Below are 17,776 nucleotides of genomic sequence, written 5' to 3' on the forward strand. Positions count from 1 at the left end.
CGGCGCGATTAAAAGCGGTGAGTTAAACTCAGCCAGAGCCGGTTTTCCTCGATATCAAGGTCGTTAAGCGTTGAATCCCGTTTAACACGCCGAAACAAGGCACTGATATCGGCATTGTTATTGAGTTTGTATTTCAAGCCGCCGTCCAGCGCTAAATTTTTATCTTCCCTGTCGTCGCCATAATCAATGCCGTAATGACGAATGTTAAATAACACGCTGCTGCGGGGACTCAACTGCCAGGAACTTTGCAAAGATAGCGTAGTGCGCTCGCTTTCTCGTACAGACTCAACGTAATCATCGTCACTGCGGTTAAGCAGTATATTCAGCGCCAGTCGGTTGCGCGCATAGCCAACAGCAAAAGCAACAGAACGCCGCTTTACAATTTCTTCATTTAGTTCAAGTTCCGTATTAAACAGCTGCCGGAAAGCTTCTCCGGTTTCCAGCTGATAGTTGCTGCTAGGAGGCCTGAAGCAATCACTTAACTGCCCTGCCGTATCCGGGCAAACAAAAATGCCCAGATCCTCTGTTATCTGCTCAAAGCGCGACAAGGTTTGCACATTATCTGTCACAGACAGCCGGGCACTGATAAAGCGCAATTGATAACTGCCCTGAATGCTTGCTGTACGGCCAAAGTAACGGCGATCTAACGAATAACTTAATGACGTGCGACGGGTCGGTACTAATACCACCTCGGCGGCAGTGTAAGTATCACGTATATCTTGCTCTGCAGCGCCAACACTGCTGGTGACTGACTTATTGCGGCTGATATTGATGCGTGACGCCCGGCCAAATTTGTACTCTAACCCTACGCCGTAAGAGCGAAAGTCATTATTAAAACTGCGGCTGCCATCATTAACGTCATAACTGCCCCTGACAATCGCAGATAAGTTGCGATACAACGGCACGCCTGCACTGGCATTGGCTTGTTTGGCAACAAAATTTTGTCCCACTTGCCGGTCAGTTTTATCATAACTGCCAGAAAACTGCCAAAACAGCACCGACTGCCTGTCAGCGCTTCCCAACGACAGCGCTGCGCCATAAGCATCGTTTTCGAAGTCGCTAACACCATCAGCAAGCTCAGGTTCTTTCGAACGAATATTACGGTAGTTTAAGCCTAACCTGAGGTAAGTATCGGCAGTTTCAAGCGTGGAAAAATCCAAACTACTGCCATAACTTGAGGTTTTAGATAAGTTCTCTGCGCCGGTAATAATGTCAGAGAACACTCCGGCGCGCGAGTTACGGATCCTGTGCGCAGAGTTTGCGTTTAAACCGAACCGCAGTCGGCCGTCGTAGCCCGATACACCACCACGCCAGTTATAACTGGATAAGCTTTTATGCGAGCGCTGGGCATCATCATACCAGACTGACTCATTTTTCAGACTAAGCGCCGATGTTAAATGCTTAGAGGTGCTGTTAATTGCCAGCATGGGTGACAACAACCCCGCCAGCCCTTTATCCAAAGCATCACCCTGCTGCTGTTCCCTTAACCAGAAAGCATAAGAACTGGCGGTTAACGACGGTTTAATATCCAGCTCCGCAGCTTGCAAAGAAAACAAGCTACAACTGGTACCAAGCAGTAAAGCCGTGCGATAAAGTTGCTGATAATGTTTCAACACAACATTAATTTGCGCCATAGTAATAGCCATAACCGTAACCTTTACCCTGATTACGATGTGCTTTGTTAATCAAGAACCCGGTGGCGATATCTTTGGGCAACAACGAAACAGCCTGCTCTATTTCAGAGAGCTTGGTATGGTTTTCCTCTACCACTATAACAGCCTGACCACACATTGATGCCATCACGGCGGTTTCATTAACCCCCAGCAGTGGCGGCGCATCAAAAATGACTATCCTGTCGTGGTAGCGGGTGGCAAATTCGTTTACCAGCATTTCCATGCGCTCACTGGCCAATAGCTCGGTCGATAGATGATGCGGCCGTCCGGCAGTGATAATTTTTAGCCGCTCGACATTGGTGCTAAGCATAATATCAGATACGCTGACTTTATCGGACAGCAGATAATCGGTTAAACCAACATCATGGGTAATTTGCAGCGTTTTGGCGACACTTGGCCGCAATACATCGCTATCAACCAGTAATACGGTTTTGTCTTGCTCCAGCGCGATACTCAAAGCCAAATTAACCGCCGAAAACGTTTTACCCTCCCCCGGGCGTGAACTACTAACGAGGATCAGGTTTGGATGTTTTAGGGTCTGGCTTAAGGCACCAAACGCATTATTAATCAGCTTCCGCTTAATGACCCGGTATTCTTCATTAATAAGCCGCCGATCGCTGGACAAGGATACAAAATTACGCTGCGCTAATTGTTGTAAATCTAAATTTACACTAACCTTGTTTTCTCTGGCTACACCCGCATTTGCTGCTACCGCAGCCGCTGGTTCAGCTGCAACAGCCAAAGTGGCTATGGGTTCAGCGTCGTTTACGCTCTCTGGAGCCTTGCGGCTTTGAGCGCGCTCAACAGAAGTTTCGCGCAGTGTATGGCTGGCTTCAGACTGTTTTTTAATGGCTTTTTCAATAATGCTCACCGGATCACCCTCAATAACAGTTCTGCCGAACGCCCAAACAACACTTCGTTACTTAGCAGTGCCGCATAACAGAGTAACAAACCACCACTGAGCAAGGTAAAGTAAACAAAATGCATTCTGACCTGCTTCAAGATAGTCGCTTTATCGGTATGAGACACGACGCCAAATACCGGTAAATCGGTAATGCTCTGTAACTGCGATGCTCTGGTCAGAACCGGCGAAATTAAGCTGCGCAAAAAAGCCATAAAGACGCCGGCACCAATGCCCACCACTAACACCAATGAGTAAAACAACCCGCGGTTTGGCCCAGACGGCGTTAACGGCACGCGCGGAGGTTCAATCACATTAAACTGCACGTCTTGCTCTGACGCGTCGGCACGACGTGATAACTCTGCGGACTCCCGCCGGGCCAGCAAAGCTTCGTACTTAGATTTGGTAATATCATAATCGCGATTGAGCCCGGTAAATTCAGCTTCAATTTCCGGGATCAGGTTAAGTTTGCTTTCCAGCATCGCAACCGAATCTTCATAAGCTTTAACCCTGACTTTCGTTGACGCCACCTCCGTCTCCAGCCGGGATACACTTATCCTGAGTTCCTGATATACCGCATTCTGATTTAAGCCCAGATCCTGGCGTGGGTTTTCAGAAGAAAACTGCGCCAGTGATGCCAGTTCTTCATCTCGTTGTTGTTCAAGTTGTGCCAGTAACCGCTTGGTCTCCAACACATCCGGGTGAAACTCGGTGTAGCGGATTAACAGATCATCCAGTTTTGACTGTAAACTGCTGATCCTGTCGTCAAACTGCGTTGGCTGGCGCCCGGCACTGCCAGCAAAAGGCATAACACCAAATACCGGCTCCTCGCCTTCCAGCTGGCTTCTGGCAGAACTTAACCGGGTTTCCAGTTCACGAAGCACTAACCTGGCCTCTTCCAAACGTTTTTTCTCGTTACTGATTTGGCTGTAATAGTCCGTTTCATTACCTGGCAACAAACTCAAACGATTTTTCTTAAAATCAGACAACCTTATTTCAGCTTCCATCAAACGACGCTCGTAGTCCGCGATTTGTTCGTTAAGAAATCGTTCAGCTGTCTGTGAGTCTGCCCGGCTTGATCCCAAACGCCCTTCTACGAAATTGTTCAAGGTCTCCTGCACCACCTTAAGCGCAAGCTGCGGCTGCGGATTACTGTAAGAAATAACGTAAATATTTTCCCGGCCCGAGGCGGCTATTTTAATTTGGGACTGTAACTGATCGATTAAGGCTTCAAAGGCTTTGTCGTCTTTAGCCCGGATATCCAGATCGGTGGCACGGGCTATTTTTTCCAGATTGGGCCGGCTAAGTAGCGTCCGGGCCATCAGTTTTATTTCATCGTCACTGTTGGTTCTTAACGCCAGGCCCTGCAACAAGGGTTGCAATACGGTGCTGGTTTCGACATAAAGCTTGGCATTCGCTTCAAAGGTAGGTGGCATATTGTAGACAAAAAACCAACCGGCCGGGCATACCAGCCAGGCCGTAATGACGATGTATCTGCGTCTTAACCATACTCCCTGTAAATAAGTCTGAAGCTGCTCTATCGCCTGCTGCAGTTCTCTCATATATCACTCCCTGAACCGTTACTGCTTAATCCTGCTGTCTTTGCCTGGTTAAAACCAGGCTTCCGGTATAATGACAATATCGCCCGGCAAAATATCAACATTGGCATTGATCTCTCCTTCCCGGATAAGATCGTCCAGCTGCAAATCATAGGTTATCTGACGTCCCTCAATCACCCGCACCAATTTAGCACTGTTACCATCAGCAAATTCGGTTAAACCACCAACTTCAATCATCAGATCAAGCAGCGTCATATATTGATTGTAGTTGATCGCTCTTGGATTAGTCGCCGCGCCAATAACCCTGACTTGCTCACTGTACGGGCCGACAAAATTACTAACAGACACGGTAACAACCGGATCGCGAATATATTTGCTCAGTATAGCTTCCATGTCCCGTGCTACCTGCGTCGGTGTTTTACCACTGACAGGCACGTCCTCGACCAGCGAAGTGGAAATTTTACCGTCCGGGCGCACAATAAAGCTGCCCGATAATTCCGGATTGCGCCAGACAAAAATAGACACATTATCCAGCGGACCTATCAGATATTGGTAATTATCAACTGAAGTAGTAAGAGAGTTTTGTACCTTAGCGCCAGGCAGTGTGTTGCTGCTGCAACCACTGAGCAACAGGCATAACAACGCTAAAACACCGCATATTCCGTTCGCAGATTTTGCCATCATAGTACTAATCCTTTTTCTGATGCCTAGATAATATAACTTAAAAATTTACGCTTGTGCTGCAAAAAATGAAAATTTAATTTCTGTTTTTTTTTTAAAATAGTATAATTAACGAGCTAAGCTTTGCAGTATGGCTGTTTTGCCTCACTGCAGCGGTCTGAACGCAATGGATGCAACAAGGATGTCGTTATGAGTAAAGCAAGTCGTTATGGACGAAATACGATTGCAGATAAGCTCTTTTTACTGGGTGAAGTTTGTCTGTTGTCGCTTTCCAGTTTTCTGGCCAGTTATGTTCACAATATTTATCTCTTCTCGGTTTCGCTGGAGCAGCAGCTATTAAACGCCGTGCTGTTTTCGGCATCAGTGATGCTGTGTGCGTTATCAGTAGGCTTGTACGACCAAAAGCTGCGGGAAGGGCAAAAAGGCATTATTAAACGTGTTGTCATGACACTGATTTTTAATGCCATGTTGCTTGAACTAATTGTATTCCAGTTATTTCCTTCGCTACATATCGGTACTGCATATCTGGCGGCAGCATCTGCTTTGGCTGCTGTACTACTGTCGGCGTTCAGAGCCTTATTTCATTATCATGATATCACCCGGATCAGCCGGCGCCGGGTATTAGTGCTGGGCGCTGGTGAGCGTGCTTCCATCATTGAGCGGCGCATGCGGCGTAATGTCGACAAGCGCAATTTCGAAATCGTGGGCTTCGTTCCTATTGAGGGCGATAAAGATGCCGCTATCCCCGAACACCGCTTGACCCAGTTTGATTACAAGAACGATCTGTTTCAGTTTGTTATAGAGCACAAGATTGATCAGCTGGTGATCGCTTGTGACGAGCGTCGCAATATGTTGCCCGTTGAGCATTTATTTAAATGTAAAACTCGCGGTATAGACGTGATTGAAATTCTGGATTTTATCGAACGTGAAACCGGCCAGATTGCAGTGAACCTTATTTACCCAAGCTGGGTAATTTATGCTAACGGCTTTGAGTTGAATCAACGCTTTAGAACAAATCTGGATTACAAATTAAATGTGGTATTAGCCTTACTGATGTTAGCGTTAACCTGGCCTATTATGCTGCTAACTGCTTTATTGATCTATCTGGAAGACGGCCGCAAAACCGGCGCACCGATACTGTATCGTCAGCTACGCGTCGGCTATGACGGTAAACCTTTCTACATTGTTAAATTCCGTAGTATGCGTACAGATGCCGAAAAAAATGGCGCACGCTGGGCAACCGCGAATGACGACAGAGTCACCCGGGTTGGACGTATCATTCGTAAATATCGTATCGACGAACTGCCACAATTACTGAACGTGTTGTCCGGAGAAATGGGTTTTGTTGGCCCAAGGCCAGAGCGTCCAGAGTTTGTTAACCAACTGGCGAAGGATATTCCCTACTATAATCAACGGCATAATGTTAAACCAGGCCTTACAGGCTGGGCGCAGTTAAAATATCCTTATGGTGCTACCGCCGAAGACGCTCAGGAAAAGCTAAAGTTTGACTTATATTACATAAAACATCGTAGCCTGATGCTGGATCTGATGATTCTGGTCAGGACAGTAGAGATAGTGCTGTTTGGTAAAGGACGCTGATCACAATGCAGTTAGCCCCGATCAGAAGTAATGCGCTTACTGTCGATGTTGAAGATTATTTTCATGTTGCCGCTTTTGATGCCACGGTGTCACCATCGCAGTGGCAAGCGTTACCACAGCGCGTTGAGCGTAACACCGAAATTCTGCTGCAACAGTTTGCGACTTATCAGGCGAAAGCCACGTTTTTTATTTTAGGCTGGGTAGCTGAACGTTACCCGCAACTGGTAAGAAAAATTCATGCTGCAGGGCACGAAGTCGCCAGTCATGGTTATGCCCACGCCAAAGCGTCAGAGCAAACAGCGGCTGAGTTTCAGCTGGACATTCGCCGGGCGAAAGCCATTTTAGAAGACATCACCGGCGCCGCCGTAACGGGTTACCGGGCGCCGAGTTTCTCTATTGATAAAACCAACCAATGGGCTTTTGCCGCGCTGCAACAAGAAGGTTATCTTTATAGTTCCAGCACTTATCCTGTAGTGCACGACCATTATGGCACGCCCGATTGGCCGCAACAGCCCTACAAACGCGATGAAGGCATTTGGGAATGCCCGATGCCGGTGCTGAATAAAGCCGGCAAGCAATGGCCAATTGCCGGCGGCGGTTATTTCCGTTTATTACCCTATTGGCTGAGTAAAAAGTGCATTGATAGCTACCTTAAGCAAAGCGATGCGCCCTATATGTTTTATTTTCACCCGTGGGAGATTGACCCGCAGCAGCCACGCTTTGACCAAGCACCATTAAAATCCAGATTCAGGCACTACACCAATTTAGACAAAATGGAAGCAAAGCTGGTGCGTCTGCTGCAGGATTATCAGTGGCGCAGCATCTCTGAAGTGTATCAGCCGTATTTTGTTTAACCGTTAAGGGAAGTAAATGTATCAGTTGAATACATTGTCGCTCACGGATGAGCGCGCAGTTGCATGGGACCATTTCGTTAATTCGACAGACGAGGCAACGTTTTTTCATCTGTCTGGCTGGCAGCATATTATTGCTGACGCCGGTCATCAATGTTACTACCTGTATGCCACCGAAAATAATGTCATTGTTGGTGTCTTACCCCTGGCTCGGGTGCGCAGTTTGCTATTTGGTGATGCGCTGGTCTCTACGCCTTTTTGCGTTTATGGTGGCGCTGTCGGGCCAGCCGGGGTAAAGCGCTTTTTAGAGCAGGAAGCAGTAAGACTGGCCGAGTCATTACAGGTGCAGCACTTGGAGCTGCGCTACAAAACCGCCCAGGATAATGACTTTATTACCCGCTGCCAGCATGCTTATTTTGCCTGCGAATTGGCCGACACTGCGGAGCAAATTCTGGCGAACGTAAAGAAAAAGCAACGCGCGGTGATCCGCCACGCCCTAAACCAACCACTGCACTACACGCTGGACCAACACGAAGACGACTTTTATCAAACTTACTCTGAAAGTGTGCGTAACCTTGGTACGCCGGTATTCAGCCGCCGCTTTTTCCGCAAAATCCGCCAGGTATTTGCAGAGCACAGTGAGATCCTCACCGTGCGTAAAGATGACAAAGCGGTGTCGTCAGTACTGAGTTTTTACTATAAAAACGAAGTGCTACCCTATTATGGCGGTGGCAGCCTTGAGGCTAAATCGCTAAAGAGTAACGACTTTATGTATTACCAGTTAATGTGTCATGCCAAAGCTAACAAAGCCTGTAGCCATTATGATTTTGGTCGCAGCAAACTGGAGTCCGGTGCTTACCAATACAAAAAACACTGGGGCATGACCGCCACAGAGCTACCTTATCAGTACAAACTGATAACAGCAGCGAGCTTGCCGAACCTTAGCCCAAATAACCCAAAATATCAGTTGCTGATTAAAGTATGGCAGCAGTTGCCACTGGCGGTGAGTCAGTGGCTGGGGCCGATGTTATCGAGGTATCTGGCATGACACAGACAAAACCGGATCTGTTGTTACTGGTGCACCGAATTCCCTATCCACCGAATAAAGGCGATAAAATACGCTCGTTTAATCTGTTAAAAGCCCTAAGCACACAATACAAGGTGCACCTTGGCTGCTTTTACGATGATGCCTTTGACCAGCAATACATCAGTAGCCTGGATCAGTGGTGCGAAAGTGTTTGCTGCCTGCGCCTGACAAAATGGCGGGCGATGCTTACCGGCCTCAGTGGCTTTATCAGCCACAACGCCATTACCCTGCCCTACTACTATCACCCGGCTATGGCAACCTGGGTTAAACAAACGCAGCGGCAGCACCGCATTGATAAAATATTGGTGTATTCGTCGTCGATGGCGCAATACGTTGATAACGCTGCTTATCAAACATTGACCCGGGTAATCGATTTTGTCGATATCGACTCAGACAAATGGCGCCAGTATGCCGCCAAAGCCACAGGATTCAAACGCTGGTTTTATCAGCGCGAGGCCCGCTTACTTCAGCAATATGAACAGGCTATCTGCCGCCGCTTTAACTGCAGCCTATTTGTTTCTGACGACGAAGCCAAGGCGTTTCGCCAATTGCTACCAGCGGAGTTACAAACCAAAGTGCACAGCCTGCTCAATGGAGTAGACACCGACTATTTCTCACCCGATGCCGCGATCACCAGCGCCGAACAGCCACTGCCCGAGCACTATATCGTGTTTACCGGTGCCATGGATTATTGGGCCAATGTTGATGCGGTATGCTGGTTTTGTCAGCATGTCTGGCCCCGCTTACAGCAACATTATCCGCAATTGCATTTTCTGATTGTCGGCGGTAACCCGACCACAGAGGTAAAGGCGCTTGCCCAGCGCGACAACGTCGTGGTTACCGGGCGGGTAAAAGACGTCCGACCTTATATTGCCGGGTCACGCTTTGCTGTGGCCCCGATGCTGATCGCCCGCGGTATTCAAAATAAGGTGCTCGAGGCGATGGCCATGGACAAAGCCGTTGTATGTAGCCCAATGGCAATGGAAGGCATTAATGCGCCAATAAACGCGAACACTGTTGTTGCCAGTGGTGTTGAGCAATTTACTCAGGCCTGTTTGCAACAGCTACATGCCGATACACCGACAGCGACGAACCGGCAATGGATCCTGCAGCATTTTACCTGGCCACAAACATTGGCGCCGTTACATCAGCTAATACAACAAGAGCCATTTGCATGAACAGCGGGGCAGGCAAAATACATACTGTGCTGCTGGTTGTGCTGTTAAGCGTGCTAAGTGTGGCCTATCTGATGCTATACAGCTCAACTTGGCTGGACATGGAGCGGGTCTGGCGCAGTTCAGCGACCTATAATCACTGTTATCTGATCCTGCCCATCAGCCTGTACTTTTTTTACCGTAACCGCCAGGCTAGCCATGGCGCGGTGGAGTCATCCCACTGGCTCTGGTTGCCAGCCAGCAGCCTGATCCTGTTGCAGCTGGTGTGGTTATTCGGCTACGCGGCAGATATTGCCTTATTTATGCATGTTGCTGCGGTAATGACGCTACAAGCACTAATTTGGCTGGCATTGGGCAACAGTCGTGCCCGCCAGCAGCGCTTTGCTCTGGGATATTTGCTATTTTTGGTGCCTTTTGGTGAGGAGCTATCACCTTTTTTACAAAATATTACCGCCGATCTGACGGTATCCATGTTGCATCTGGTGCAGGTACCCATCTACCGCGAGGGTTTATACCTGGCCACGCCGGCAGGCCTGTTTGAAGTGGCCGAAGCCTGCTCTGGCCTGCGTTTTTTAATCGCGTCTCTGGCAATCTCAGTGCTGTTTGCGCATCTGCATTACCGCAAACTGTATAAGCAATGCTGCTTTGTTGTTTTTATGGCACTGCTGTCGGTGCTGGCCAATGGCATACGGGCTTTTATGCTGGTGTATATCGGCGAAAAAAGTAACATGCAACTGGGTTTTGGTGCCGACCATTACTTGTACGGATGGTTATTTTTTGGCTTGGTCCTGTTGGCCGGCTTTTGGCTTGGCGCCAGATTTGCCGATCCGCAGATAACGGATACCGGCGCCAAGCGCACCCAAGTGGATTACCCGAGCACCACAGTACACAGGTTAGCGTTAACCGCAGCCACCGTGGCGTTGCTGCTAACGCTAAGCTATCGCCTGTCATTACAGGTAACAGTGCCACCGGTTACCGCCAACGTTATACCGCTGCCCTTTGCCAACGCAGCTGCACAGGCAAGCAATTGGGGCATCCACTTTACAGATAGCCTGTTGCAGGCAAGGGGCGAAGATAGCGCTGGTACTGAATATTTTATTGCCCAGTATGCCAATAAGCAGCAACAAGGTGAGCTAATCAGCTGGCACAATCAGCTTTATGATAAGCAGCGCTGGCAGGTGCAGCAGCGTATTCTTGGCCCTGAGCATGCCATCTTGCAGCTAAAAAGCCTGTCCGGGCAGCATCGTACCCTGTTGTATTGGTATCAGGTAGGGAAACAGCGCAGCGTGTCTGAGTTTGACACCAAGCTGCACCAGGCATGTAATTATTTATCTGATGACCACTCAACGTCCAGCGTGTTTGCCGTTTCAGTAGCTGCCGCCCCGTCTGAAGCGCAGCTGCAACGGCTGCATCAGGCCGCAAGGCTGTTAGCCGGTACTGATTTAACCCGGCTACAGCTCAGTGCAGGAGCTGCCGATGACTGAACACACACCGCTGCATATCGCTCACCTTATCTGGCACTTTAGTACCGGCGGGCTGGAAAATGGCGTAGTCAATCTGATTAATCATCTGCCAGAAACTGATTATGTACACAGTATTATTACCCTGACGGGGCACGATACGGACTTTGTTAAACGCATTACTGCCAATAACGTTAATTTCTATTGCTTGCATAAAAAGCCCGGACACGACTGGGGCACGTTTTCGCGCCTGAATAGCCTGTTAAAACAGCTGCAGCCTGACGTGCTGCACAGCCGCAACCTTGCCACCCTGGAGCTACAAGCCGTCGGCTGGTGGCGTGGCATACCACTGCGCCTGCATGGCGAGCATGGTTGGGACGTTAACGATGTCGGCGGCAGCAACAGAAAAAACCGGCTTATCCGGCGTATTTTCCAGCGTTTTGCCCAGCGTTTTATTTGTTTATCAGCCGAGTCCGAGCACTACCTTAACCAGATCATCGGCATAAAAAAGCGCCGCATCAGCCGCATTTGTAACGGTGTCGACACCGGCCTTTTTGCTAATGCGCTAGCGGCAGATATCGCCTTGGACAAGGCTGCTGATGGCAACAAACCACTACTGTTTGTCAGTGTTGGCCGCTTGGCACCGGTGAAAAACCACACCTTGCTGCTGGATGCCTTTGCCTTGTTGTTACAACAGCAACCGCAATATTGTAACCGGGCAAGGCTGGTTATCGTTGGCGATGGCCCCTGCCGACAAAACCTGGAATTACAATGCCAACAGCTGCAATTAAGCGACCTGGTAAGCTTTACCGGTCAGCGTGACGATATTGCCCAAATTATGCAGGCTACCGATGTCTTTGTGTTGCCTTCACTGGCAGAAGGCATTTCTAACACCCTACTCGAAGCAATGGCCGCCGGCACACCGGTGATTGCCACCAACGTGGGTGGCAACCCGGATTTGTTACCTGAACCATTAAAACAGACGAATTTGGTAGCTTCAGGCAACCCCAGCCAGCTGGCCAACGCCATGCTGCGCTATCTGCAACAACCACAAGCATTAGAGGCTGATGCGCAGTTGGTAAAAAACCATTGCCATCAGCACTTTAGTATAGATACGATGGTAAACCGTTATCGTGAGCTTTATGAACTGACAAGGATGCAGCCCTAACCATGTGTGGTATAGCAGGAATTTATCAGCTAAAAACGCAGGCGACGCCAGACAGTGCAACGCTGAGCAAGATGAATGACAGCCAATGGCACCGCGGCCCCGATGCAGGTGACTATTTCTACCAACCGACCATAGCACTGGCGCACCGGCGGCTGTCTATTATCGACATTGCCGGCAGCCCACAGCCGATGCAAAGTGCCAATCAGCAGGCCTGCATCGTGTTTAACGGTGAGATCTACAATTACCGTGAGTTGCGCCAGCAGTTGTCAGACAAAGGCTATGTGTTTAACACCCACGGCGACACCGAAACCATACTCAATGCCTGGTTGGAATGGGGTGAAGACTGCGTGCACCAGCTACGCGGCATGTTTGCGTTTGCGATTTGGGACCGTCAACGTCAGTGCCTGTTTCTGGCCCGCGACAGGCTGGGTATTAAACCGATGTTTTACTCGCTGCTGGAAAACGGCGAATTTGTTTTCGGCTCCGAGCTTAAAGTATTACGCCAGCATCCGCTTTTTGTCAGCACCCTGCGCGACAGTACCATTGAAGACTATTTTAGTTTTGGCTATGTGCCCGAACCTTACACCATTTATCAGCACAGCTACAAATTAGCGCCCGGCCACAGCTTATTGTTACGCCACGGTGATGCCACTTTACCCCAGCCGAAACAATACTGGGATATACCAACCCAGTGGCAGCATAGCGTAAGCGGGCAGCAACTGGAGGCTGAGATCATCAGCCGTTTTCGCGAAGCCGTTGATATCCGTCTGGTCGCCGAAGTGCCACTGGGCGCCTTTTTATCCGGCGGCGTTGACTCCAGCGCCGTCGTCGCCATGATGGCCGGCCTGCAACAGGATCCGGTCAATACCTGTTCAATCGGTTTTGACAGCCCGGAATTTAACGAGACCGATTTTGCCCGCCAGGTCGCCCAGCGCTACCATACCCATCACCATGAAGATATTGTAAGCCAGAATGATTTTGAGCTGCTGGATAAACTGGCCGATTTATATGATGAACCCTATGCTGACAGCTCTGCAATTCCGACCTACCGCGTCTGTCAGATGGCGCGGCAACACGTTACCGTTGCCCTGAGCGGCGATGGCGCGGATGAGCTGTTTGCCGGCTACCGACGCTACAAATTGCACTTGCATGAAGAACGCTTCAGGCAGTGGCTGCCGCTGGCGCTGCGCCGACCGTTATTTGGTGTGCTGGGTAAAATCTATCCCAAACTGGACTGGGCGCCGCGCTTTTTAAGGGCTAAAACCACCTTTCAGTCGCTGGCGCTGGATACCGTTGCGGCTTATCACAACTCTATCGCCATTTTGCGTCAGGATCAGCGCGACCGGCTATTCTCTAGCGCCTTTAAACAGCGGCTGAACGGCTATAGCTCACTTGAGGTATTTCGTCGCTACGGTGACAAGGTTAAACATTTTGATCCAATGAAAATTGCCCAGTATCTGGATATGAAGACCTATCTGGTTGGCGATATTCTGACCAAAGTAGACCGTGCGTCAATGGCACATTCACTGGAAGTGCGGGTGCCGTTTTTAGACCATAAATTTGTTGAATGGGCCTTCACCGCTGATTCAGCCGCCAATCTGCAACAGGGTATTGGCAAATACAGCCTGAAAAAAGCGCTGCAGCCGTACCTGCCACAAGACGTGTTGTACCGGAAAAAAATGGGCTTTGCTGTGCCGTTGGCAGAATGGTTTCGCGGCCCGTTGCAGCAAAAACTGCAGGACAAATTATTGTCAGATGCCATGCTTAACAGCGGTTACTTTAACGTTGCCGAGCTAAAGCAACTGCTGGATGATCATAAGCGCGGCGTAAAAGACAACAGCGCACCGCTTTGGACGCTGCTGATGTTTGCAGCTTTTCTGGAGCGCGCTGGCTAATGAAAATCTTACATATTTTTGATCATTCATTGCCGCTGCACAGTGGTTACACTTTTCGCTCACGTGCCATTTTGCAACAACAGCATAATATGGGCTACCAAACCTGTCACATTACCAGCCCGAAACATCCGGCAACGGAGCACAGCATAGAACAGGCTGAAAGCTTTAGTTTTTACCGCACGAAAGCTTATAGCAGCTGGTTCTGGCGTTTACCGGTACTAAAAGAGCTGGCGGTAGTCCTGGCACTGAAACAACGCATGGCGCAGGTGATCCGGCTGGAAAAGCCCGCTGTACTGCATGCGCATTCGCCAGCACTGAATGGACTGGCGGCGTTATGGGCCGCAAAGCAAGCGAAGTTACCCGTGGTGTATGAAATCCGCGCTTTTTGGGAAGATGCAGCTGTCGACCACGGCAGCTGCACAGAAGGCGACTTACGCTACAACCTGACCCGGGCTTTAGAGAGCTATGTCGCGAAAAAAGCCGATGCGGTTACTACCATATGCCAGGGGCTGCGGCAGGATTTAATCAGCCGCGGTATAAAAAGCGATAAAATTACCGTGATAGCCAACGCGGTAGACCCTAATCAGTTTGCGCTTATCCACGAGAAAAACCCGCGTTTAGAACAGCAATTTCAACTAAAAAATAAATTAGTACTGGGTTTTCTCGGTTCATTTTATGCCTATGAGGGCCTGGATTTACTGATCCGGGCCTTGCCGCTGATCCGGCAAAAACTGCCATCAGCCACGTTGTTGCTAATCGGTGGCGGGCCACAAGAAGCGGCATTAAAGCAACTGGTTAACGAGCTTAATCTGACCGATGCGGTGATAATGCCCGGCCGGGTGCCCCATAGCGACGTCATGCAATACTACAGCCTGGTTGATTTGCTGGTGTATCCGCGTAAAGCCATGCGTTTAACCGAACTGGTTACACCACTGAAACCGCTGGAAGCCATGGCACAGGGCATGCGCTTGCTGGCATCTGATGTTGGCGGTCATCTTGAGTTAATTGAGCATGGCAAAACCGGTTGGCTGTTTCAACGCGACAATATAGAGGATTTAGCCGAGCAAGCGATACGGGCACTGAGCAATGTCGGTGCTGACAGCAGTATTACTGACAATGCCAGGCACTTTATTCAGACCGAGCGCAACTGGGCGGCTACCACTGCCCCATATCAGGTGCTGTACACGAGGCTGCTGCATGGCCAGTAAATTACAAGGGCTGCGCATTGCGTTGGTAGGGCCCATTCCGCCGCCAGCCGGTGGCATGGCCAACCAAACCCGGCAACTGCAGCAATTGTTAACACAAGACGGCGCATCAGTGCAGCTGATCGCCGTCAATGCTCCTTATCGCCCGGAGATTGTCGGCCGGATACCAGGGTTAAGAGCGCTGTTTCGTTTAGTCCCTTATATGATACGCCTATATCAGGCCGCTGGCCGGGCGCAGTTATTGCACGTGATGGCCAACTCCGGCTGGTCCTGGCATTTGTTCGCCGCGCCGGCTATTTGGCTGGCCTGGCTTAGAGACACCCCGGTGATCATTAATTATCGTGGCGGCCATGCGCCGGACTTTTTTGCTAACAGCTGGCGGAGTGTGCAGTTTTCATTGCGTCGGGCCAGTATGGTATTGGTGCCCTCTGCCTTTTTACAGCAAGTCTTTGCCAGCTATCAGCAAAGCAGCGCCATCGTGGCCAATATTTTGCAGCACAATGTATTTTATCCGGCCAAAACGCCCCGCGCCCTGTCTGATGGCGAGATCACAGCGCCACATTGCATCATCACCCGTAATTTGGAAGCCATTTATGATGTCGCCACGACTATCTCGGCTTTTGCCTTGCTTCAGCGGCAGTACCCCGGGGCCCGCTTAACCATCGCCGGTAGCGGCCCTTTGCTTGGCGCTTTACAACAACAAAGCCGACAGCTGGGCCTTGATCACGCCATCACCTTTAGCGGCAGATTAAGCCCGGAGCAAATGGCCGACTTGTACCGCAGCGCCGATATCATGTTTAACAGCAGCCTGGTCGACAACTCGCCAAACTCGGTCATTGAAGCCATGGCCTGTGCCGTGCCGATTATCTCTACCAATGTCGGCGGTATCACTCATCTGGTCACAGACGAGCACGATGCCCTGCTATGCGCCGCCGGCGATCACCAGGCGATGTATCATCAGGCCGTCAGAGTGCTACACTCGGCTGAACTGCGAAGCAAACTGGTGCAAAATGGCCTGCAAAACAGCCAGCGCTTTCACTGGAATGCCGTCAGTGAGCAACTTAGTGCGCACTACCAGGCGGTGATAATGGCAAAGGATAAGCAAGTATGACATCGCTATACACAAAATTTATCGCCACTATCATTTTTCCGTTGCAAGAGTATCTGAAAAAGCACAGCAGTGTACGCAGGCGAGGCGAGCTGGAACAAAGCCAATGGCTACCGCTTTCCAGCTTACAACAACAGCAAGCAGAAAAATTACAGCGCTTTATACGCAGCGCCTGTCAGCATGTGCCTTATTATCGCAATACCCTGCAACAACTAGGGCTAACCGCCGCCGATATTCAAAGCGTTGCCGATTTGGCCAAGCTGCCATTTTTAACTAAGGATATTATCCGCCAGCAGTTTGACCAGTTAAAAGCAGACAACGCCGGGCCACTGAAACGCTTTAACACCGGCGGCTCCAGCGGTCAGCCACTAATCTTCCTGCTGGGTAACGAGCGGGTATCACATGATGTGGCCGCAAAATGGCGCGCCACCCGCTGGTGGGGTGTCGATATTGGTGACAAAGAAATCGTTGCCTGGGGCTCGCCCATTGAGCTTGGTGCCCAGGACAGAGTGCGCATCTTCCGTGATGTACTGTTTCGCTCCCAGCTTATCGCCGCTTTTGATTTAAGCGAGCAAAAGCAGCTGGCATTTTTGCAACGCATTCGCGACAACAAACCTAAGATGCTGTTTGGCTACCCCTCGGTGTATCATTTACTGGCACAAACGGCACAAAAACAGGGCATTGCGATGAATGATCTGGGCATTAAGGTGGTGTTTGTCACCTCAGAGCGATTGTATCCGTATCAGCGCGAACTAATAGAAAACGTATTTGGCGCGCCGGTGGCCAATGGCTATGGCGGACGCGATGCCGGCTTTATTGCCCACCAATGCCCAGCGGGTGGCATGCATTTATCCTTTGAAGATATAGTAGTAGAAATTGTTGACCCTGCCAGCGGCGCCGTCTTACCGGCCGGCCAGGCCGGAGAAATCGTGGTCACCCATCTTGCGACGTCAGAATTTCCGTTTATCCGCTATCGTACCGGTGACATCGCCACGTTATCGCCACAGCCCTGCAGTTGCGGCCGCAGCCTGCCGCTGCTGGAGTCGATTGAGGGGCGCAGTACCGATTTTGTCGTCGCAGCCGATGGCACCATGATGCACGGCCTGGCGCTGATATACATTCTGCGTGATATCAAGGGCGTTGCCGCCTTTAAAATTGTGCAAGAGTCACTTTTGCATACCCGGGTGCAGCTGGTATGGCCTGATGGCGCACTGCCGCCGGCTGTGCAACAGCAAATCCAGCAGGGCTTTCAGGCCAGGCTGGGGCCGCAGGTGCAAATCACATTTGAACAGCTGGACGAAATCGCGCCGGAAAAATCCGGCAAGTACCGCTATGTTATTAGCAAGGTGACCGCATGATAGACAGCCTTTACCTTCTCGTCTCCATCATATCGGTGTGTTACTTATTCTATTGG

14 protein-coding genes are annotated in these 17,776 nt (G+C 50.1%); 10 read left to right on the top strand and 4 right to left on the bottom strand.

Going from position 1 to position 17,776, the window contains the following annotated elements; all coding sequences use genetic code 11:
• Positions 1–8 precede the first annotated feature (8 nt).
• From EYB30_RS17365 to EYB30_RS17380, 4 genes are read right to left on the bottom strand one after another with little or no spacing between them, the layout of a single operon-like run.
• Positions 9–1,646 (bottom strand): TIGR03016 family PEP-CTERM system-associated outer membrane protein, encoded by a 1,638-nt coding sequence (locus tag EYB30_RS17365; protein ID WP_166840603.1) that lies wholly within the window; start codon positions 1,644–1,646, stop codon positions 9–11.
• Positions 1,621–2,544 carry an XrtA-associated tyrosine autokinase gene (locus tag EYB30_RS17370; RefSeq protein WP_206674679.1) on the bottom strand — a complete coding sequence of 308 codons (924 nt, stop codon included), beginning with the start codon at positions 2,542–2,544 and terminating at the stop codon, positions 1,621–1,623. The genes EYB30_RS17365 and EYB30_RS17370 overlap by 26 nt, the downstream gene beginning before the upstream one ends.
• Entirely contained in the window at positions 2,541–4,136 is a 1,596-nt protein-coding gene (locus tag EYB30_RS17375; protein ID WP_166840605.1) for an XrtA system polysaccharide chain length determinant, read from the bottom strand. The genes EYB30_RS17370 and EYB30_RS17375 overlap by 4 nt, the downstream gene beginning before the upstream one ends.
• 48 nt (positions 4,137–4,184) lie before the next feature.
• Complete coding sequence (locus EYB30_RS17380) at positions 4,185–4,817, bottom strand: XrtA/PEP-CTERM system exopolysaccharide export protein (protein WP_174978768.1); 633 nt, start codon at positions 4,815–4,817, stop codon at positions 4,185–4,187.
• A gap of 186 nt (positions 4,818–5,003) precedes the next feature.
• Between EYB30_RS17380 and EYB30_RS17385 the strand changes: the two genes are divergently transcribed.
• From EYB30_RS17385 to EYB30_RS17430, 10 genes are read left to right on the top strand one after another with little or no spacing between them, the layout of a single operon-like run.
• The gene (locus tag EYB30_RS17385; protein WP_166840607.1) at positions 5,004–6,413 is read left to right on the top strand and encodes a TIGR03013 family XrtA/PEP-CTERM system glycosyltransferase; all 1,410 of its coding nucleotides are present in this window, start codon (positions 5,004–5,006) and stop codon (positions 6,411–6,413) included.
• A 5-nt stretch (positions 6,414–6,418) separates the two neighbouring features.
• On the top strand, positions 6,419–7,267 hold the full coding sequence (locus tag EYB30_RS17390) for an XrtA system polysaccharide deacetylase (protein WP_166840609.1): 849 nt from the start codon (positions 6,419–6,421) through the stop codon (positions 7,265–7,267).
• 16 nt (positions 7,268–7,283) lie between these two features.
• Positions 7,284–8,312 carry a FemAB family XrtA/PEP-CTERM system-associated protein gene (locus EYB30_RS17395; RefSeq protein WP_166840611.1) on the top strand — a complete coding sequence of 343 codons (1,029 nt, stop codon included), beginning with the start codon at positions 7,284–7,286 and terminating at the stop codon, positions 8,310–8,312.
• Entirely contained in the window at positions 8,309–9,529 is a 1,221-nt protein-coding gene (locus EYB30_RS17400) for a TIGR03087 family PEP-CTERM/XrtA system glycosyltransferase (protein WP_166840613.1), read from the top strand. The genes EYB30_RS17395 and EYB30_RS17400 overlap by 4 nt, the downstream gene beginning before the upstream one ends.
• Positions 9,526–11,010 carry an exosortase A gene (gene xrtA / locus EYB30_RS17405; RefSeq protein WP_166840615.1) on the top strand — a complete coding sequence of 495 codons (1,485 nt, stop codon included), beginning with the start codon at positions 9,526–9,528 and terminating at the stop codon, positions 11,008–11,010. The genes EYB30_RS17400 and xrtA overlap by 4 nt, the downstream gene beginning before the upstream one ends.
• Positions 11,003–12,154 (top strand): TIGR03088 family PEP-CTERM/XrtA system glycosyltransferase, encoded by a 1,152-nt coding sequence (locus EYB30_RS17410; RefSeq protein WP_166840617.1) that lies wholly within the window; start codon positions 11,003–11,005, stop codon positions 12,152–12,154. Before xrtA ends, EYB30_RS17410 begins: the two co-directional genes overlap by 8 nt.
• 2 nt (positions 12,155–12,156) lie before the next feature.
• Positions 12,157–14,049, top strand: coding sequence for an XrtA/PEP-CTERM system amidotransferase (locus EYB30_RS17415; protein ID WP_166840619.1), 1,893 nt, complete (start codon positions 12,157–12,159; stop codon positions 14,047–14,049).
• Positions 14,049–15,257 carry a TIGR04063 family PEP-CTERM/XrtA system glycosyltransferase gene (locus EYB30_RS17420; RefSeq protein WP_166840621.1) on the top strand — a complete coding sequence of 403 codons (1,209 nt, stop codon included), beginning with the start codon at positions 14,049–14,051 and terminating at the stop codon, positions 15,255–15,257. Before EYB30_RS17415 ends, EYB30_RS17420 begins: the two co-directional genes overlap by 1 nt.
• Positions 15,247–16,365 (top strand): glycosyltransferase family 4 protein, encoded by a 1,119-nt coding sequence (locus EYB30_RS17425; protein ID WP_166840623.1) that lies wholly within the window; start codon positions 15,247–15,249, stop codon positions 16,363–16,365. The genes EYB30_RS17420 and EYB30_RS17425 overlap by 11 nt, the downstream gene beginning before the upstream one ends.
• Positions 16,362–17,720, top strand: a complete 1,359-nt coding sequence (locus EYB30_RS17430) for a phenylacetate--CoA ligase family protein (RefSeq protein WP_166840625.1) — start codon at positions 16,362–16,364, stop codon at positions 17,718–17,720. Before EYB30_RS17425 ends, EYB30_RS17430 begins: the two co-directional genes overlap by 4 nt.
• The last annotated feature ends 56 nt before the right edge of the window (positions 17,721–17,776 follow it).

The organism is Rheinheimera pleomorphica, assembly GCF_011634895.1.
In the GTDB taxonomy this organism is placed as follows: Bacteria; Pseudomonadota; Gammaproteobacteria; order Enterobacterales; family Alteromonadaceae; genus Alishewanella; species Alishewanella pleomorphica.

What these genes read in the sequence shown, in the direction of transcription:
- EYB30_RS17365 (WP_166840603.1), bottom strand. Translation starts at nt 1,646, where the DNA reads ATGGCTATTACTATGGCGCAAATTAATGTTGTGTTGAAACATTATCAG.
- EYB30_RS17375 (WP_166840605.1), bottom strand. Translation starts at nt 4,136, where the DNA reads ATGAGAGAACTGCAGCAGGCGATAGAGCAGCTTCAGACTTATTTACAG.
- EYB30_RS17380 (WP_174978768.1), bottom strand. Translation starts at nt 4,817, where the DNA reads ATGATGGCAAAATCTGCGAACGGAATATGCGGTGTTTTAGCGTTGTTA.
- EYB30_RS17385 (WP_166840607.1), top strand. Translation starts at nt 5,004, where the DNA reads ATGAGTAAAGCAAGTCGTTATGGACGAAATACGATTGCAGATAAGCTC.
- EYB30_RS17390 (WP_166840609.1), top strand. Translation starts at nt 6,419, where the DNA reads ATGCAGTTAGCCCCGATCAGAAGTAATGCGCTTACTGTCGATGTTGAA.
- EYB30_RS17395 (WP_166840611.1), top strand. Translation starts at nt 7,284, where the DNA reads ATGTATCAGTTGAATACATTGTCGCTCACGGATGAGCGCGCAGTTGCA.
- EYB30_RS17400 (WP_166840613.1), top strand. Translation starts at nt 8,309, where the DNA reads ATGACACAGACAAAACCGGATCTGTTGTTACTGGTGCACCGAATTCCC.
- xrtA (WP_166840615.1), top strand. Translation starts at nt 9,526, where the DNA reads ATGAACAGCGGGGCAGGCAAAATACATACTGTGCTGCTGGTTGTGCTG.
- EYB30_RS17410 (WP_166840617.1), top strand. Translation starts at nt 11,003, where the DNA reads ATGACTGAACACACACCGCTGCATATCGCTCACCTTATCTGGCACTTT.
- EYB30_RS17415 (WP_166840619.1), top strand. Translation starts at nt 12,157, where the DNA reads ATGTGTGGTATAGCAGGAATTTATCAGCTAAAAACGCAGGCGACGCCA.
- EYB30_RS17420 (WP_166840621.1), top strand. Translation starts at nt 14,049, where the DNA reads ATGAAAATCTTACATATTTTTGATCATTCATTGCCGCTGCACAGTGGT.
- EYB30_RS17425 (WP_166840623.1), top strand. Translation starts at nt 15,247, where the DNA reads ATGGCCAGTAAATTACAAGGGCTGCGCATTGCGTTGGTAGGGCCCATT.
- EYB30_RS17430 (WP_166840625.1), top strand. Translation starts at nt 16,362, where the DNA reads ATGACATCGCTATACACAAAATTTATCGCCACTATCATTTTTCCGTTG.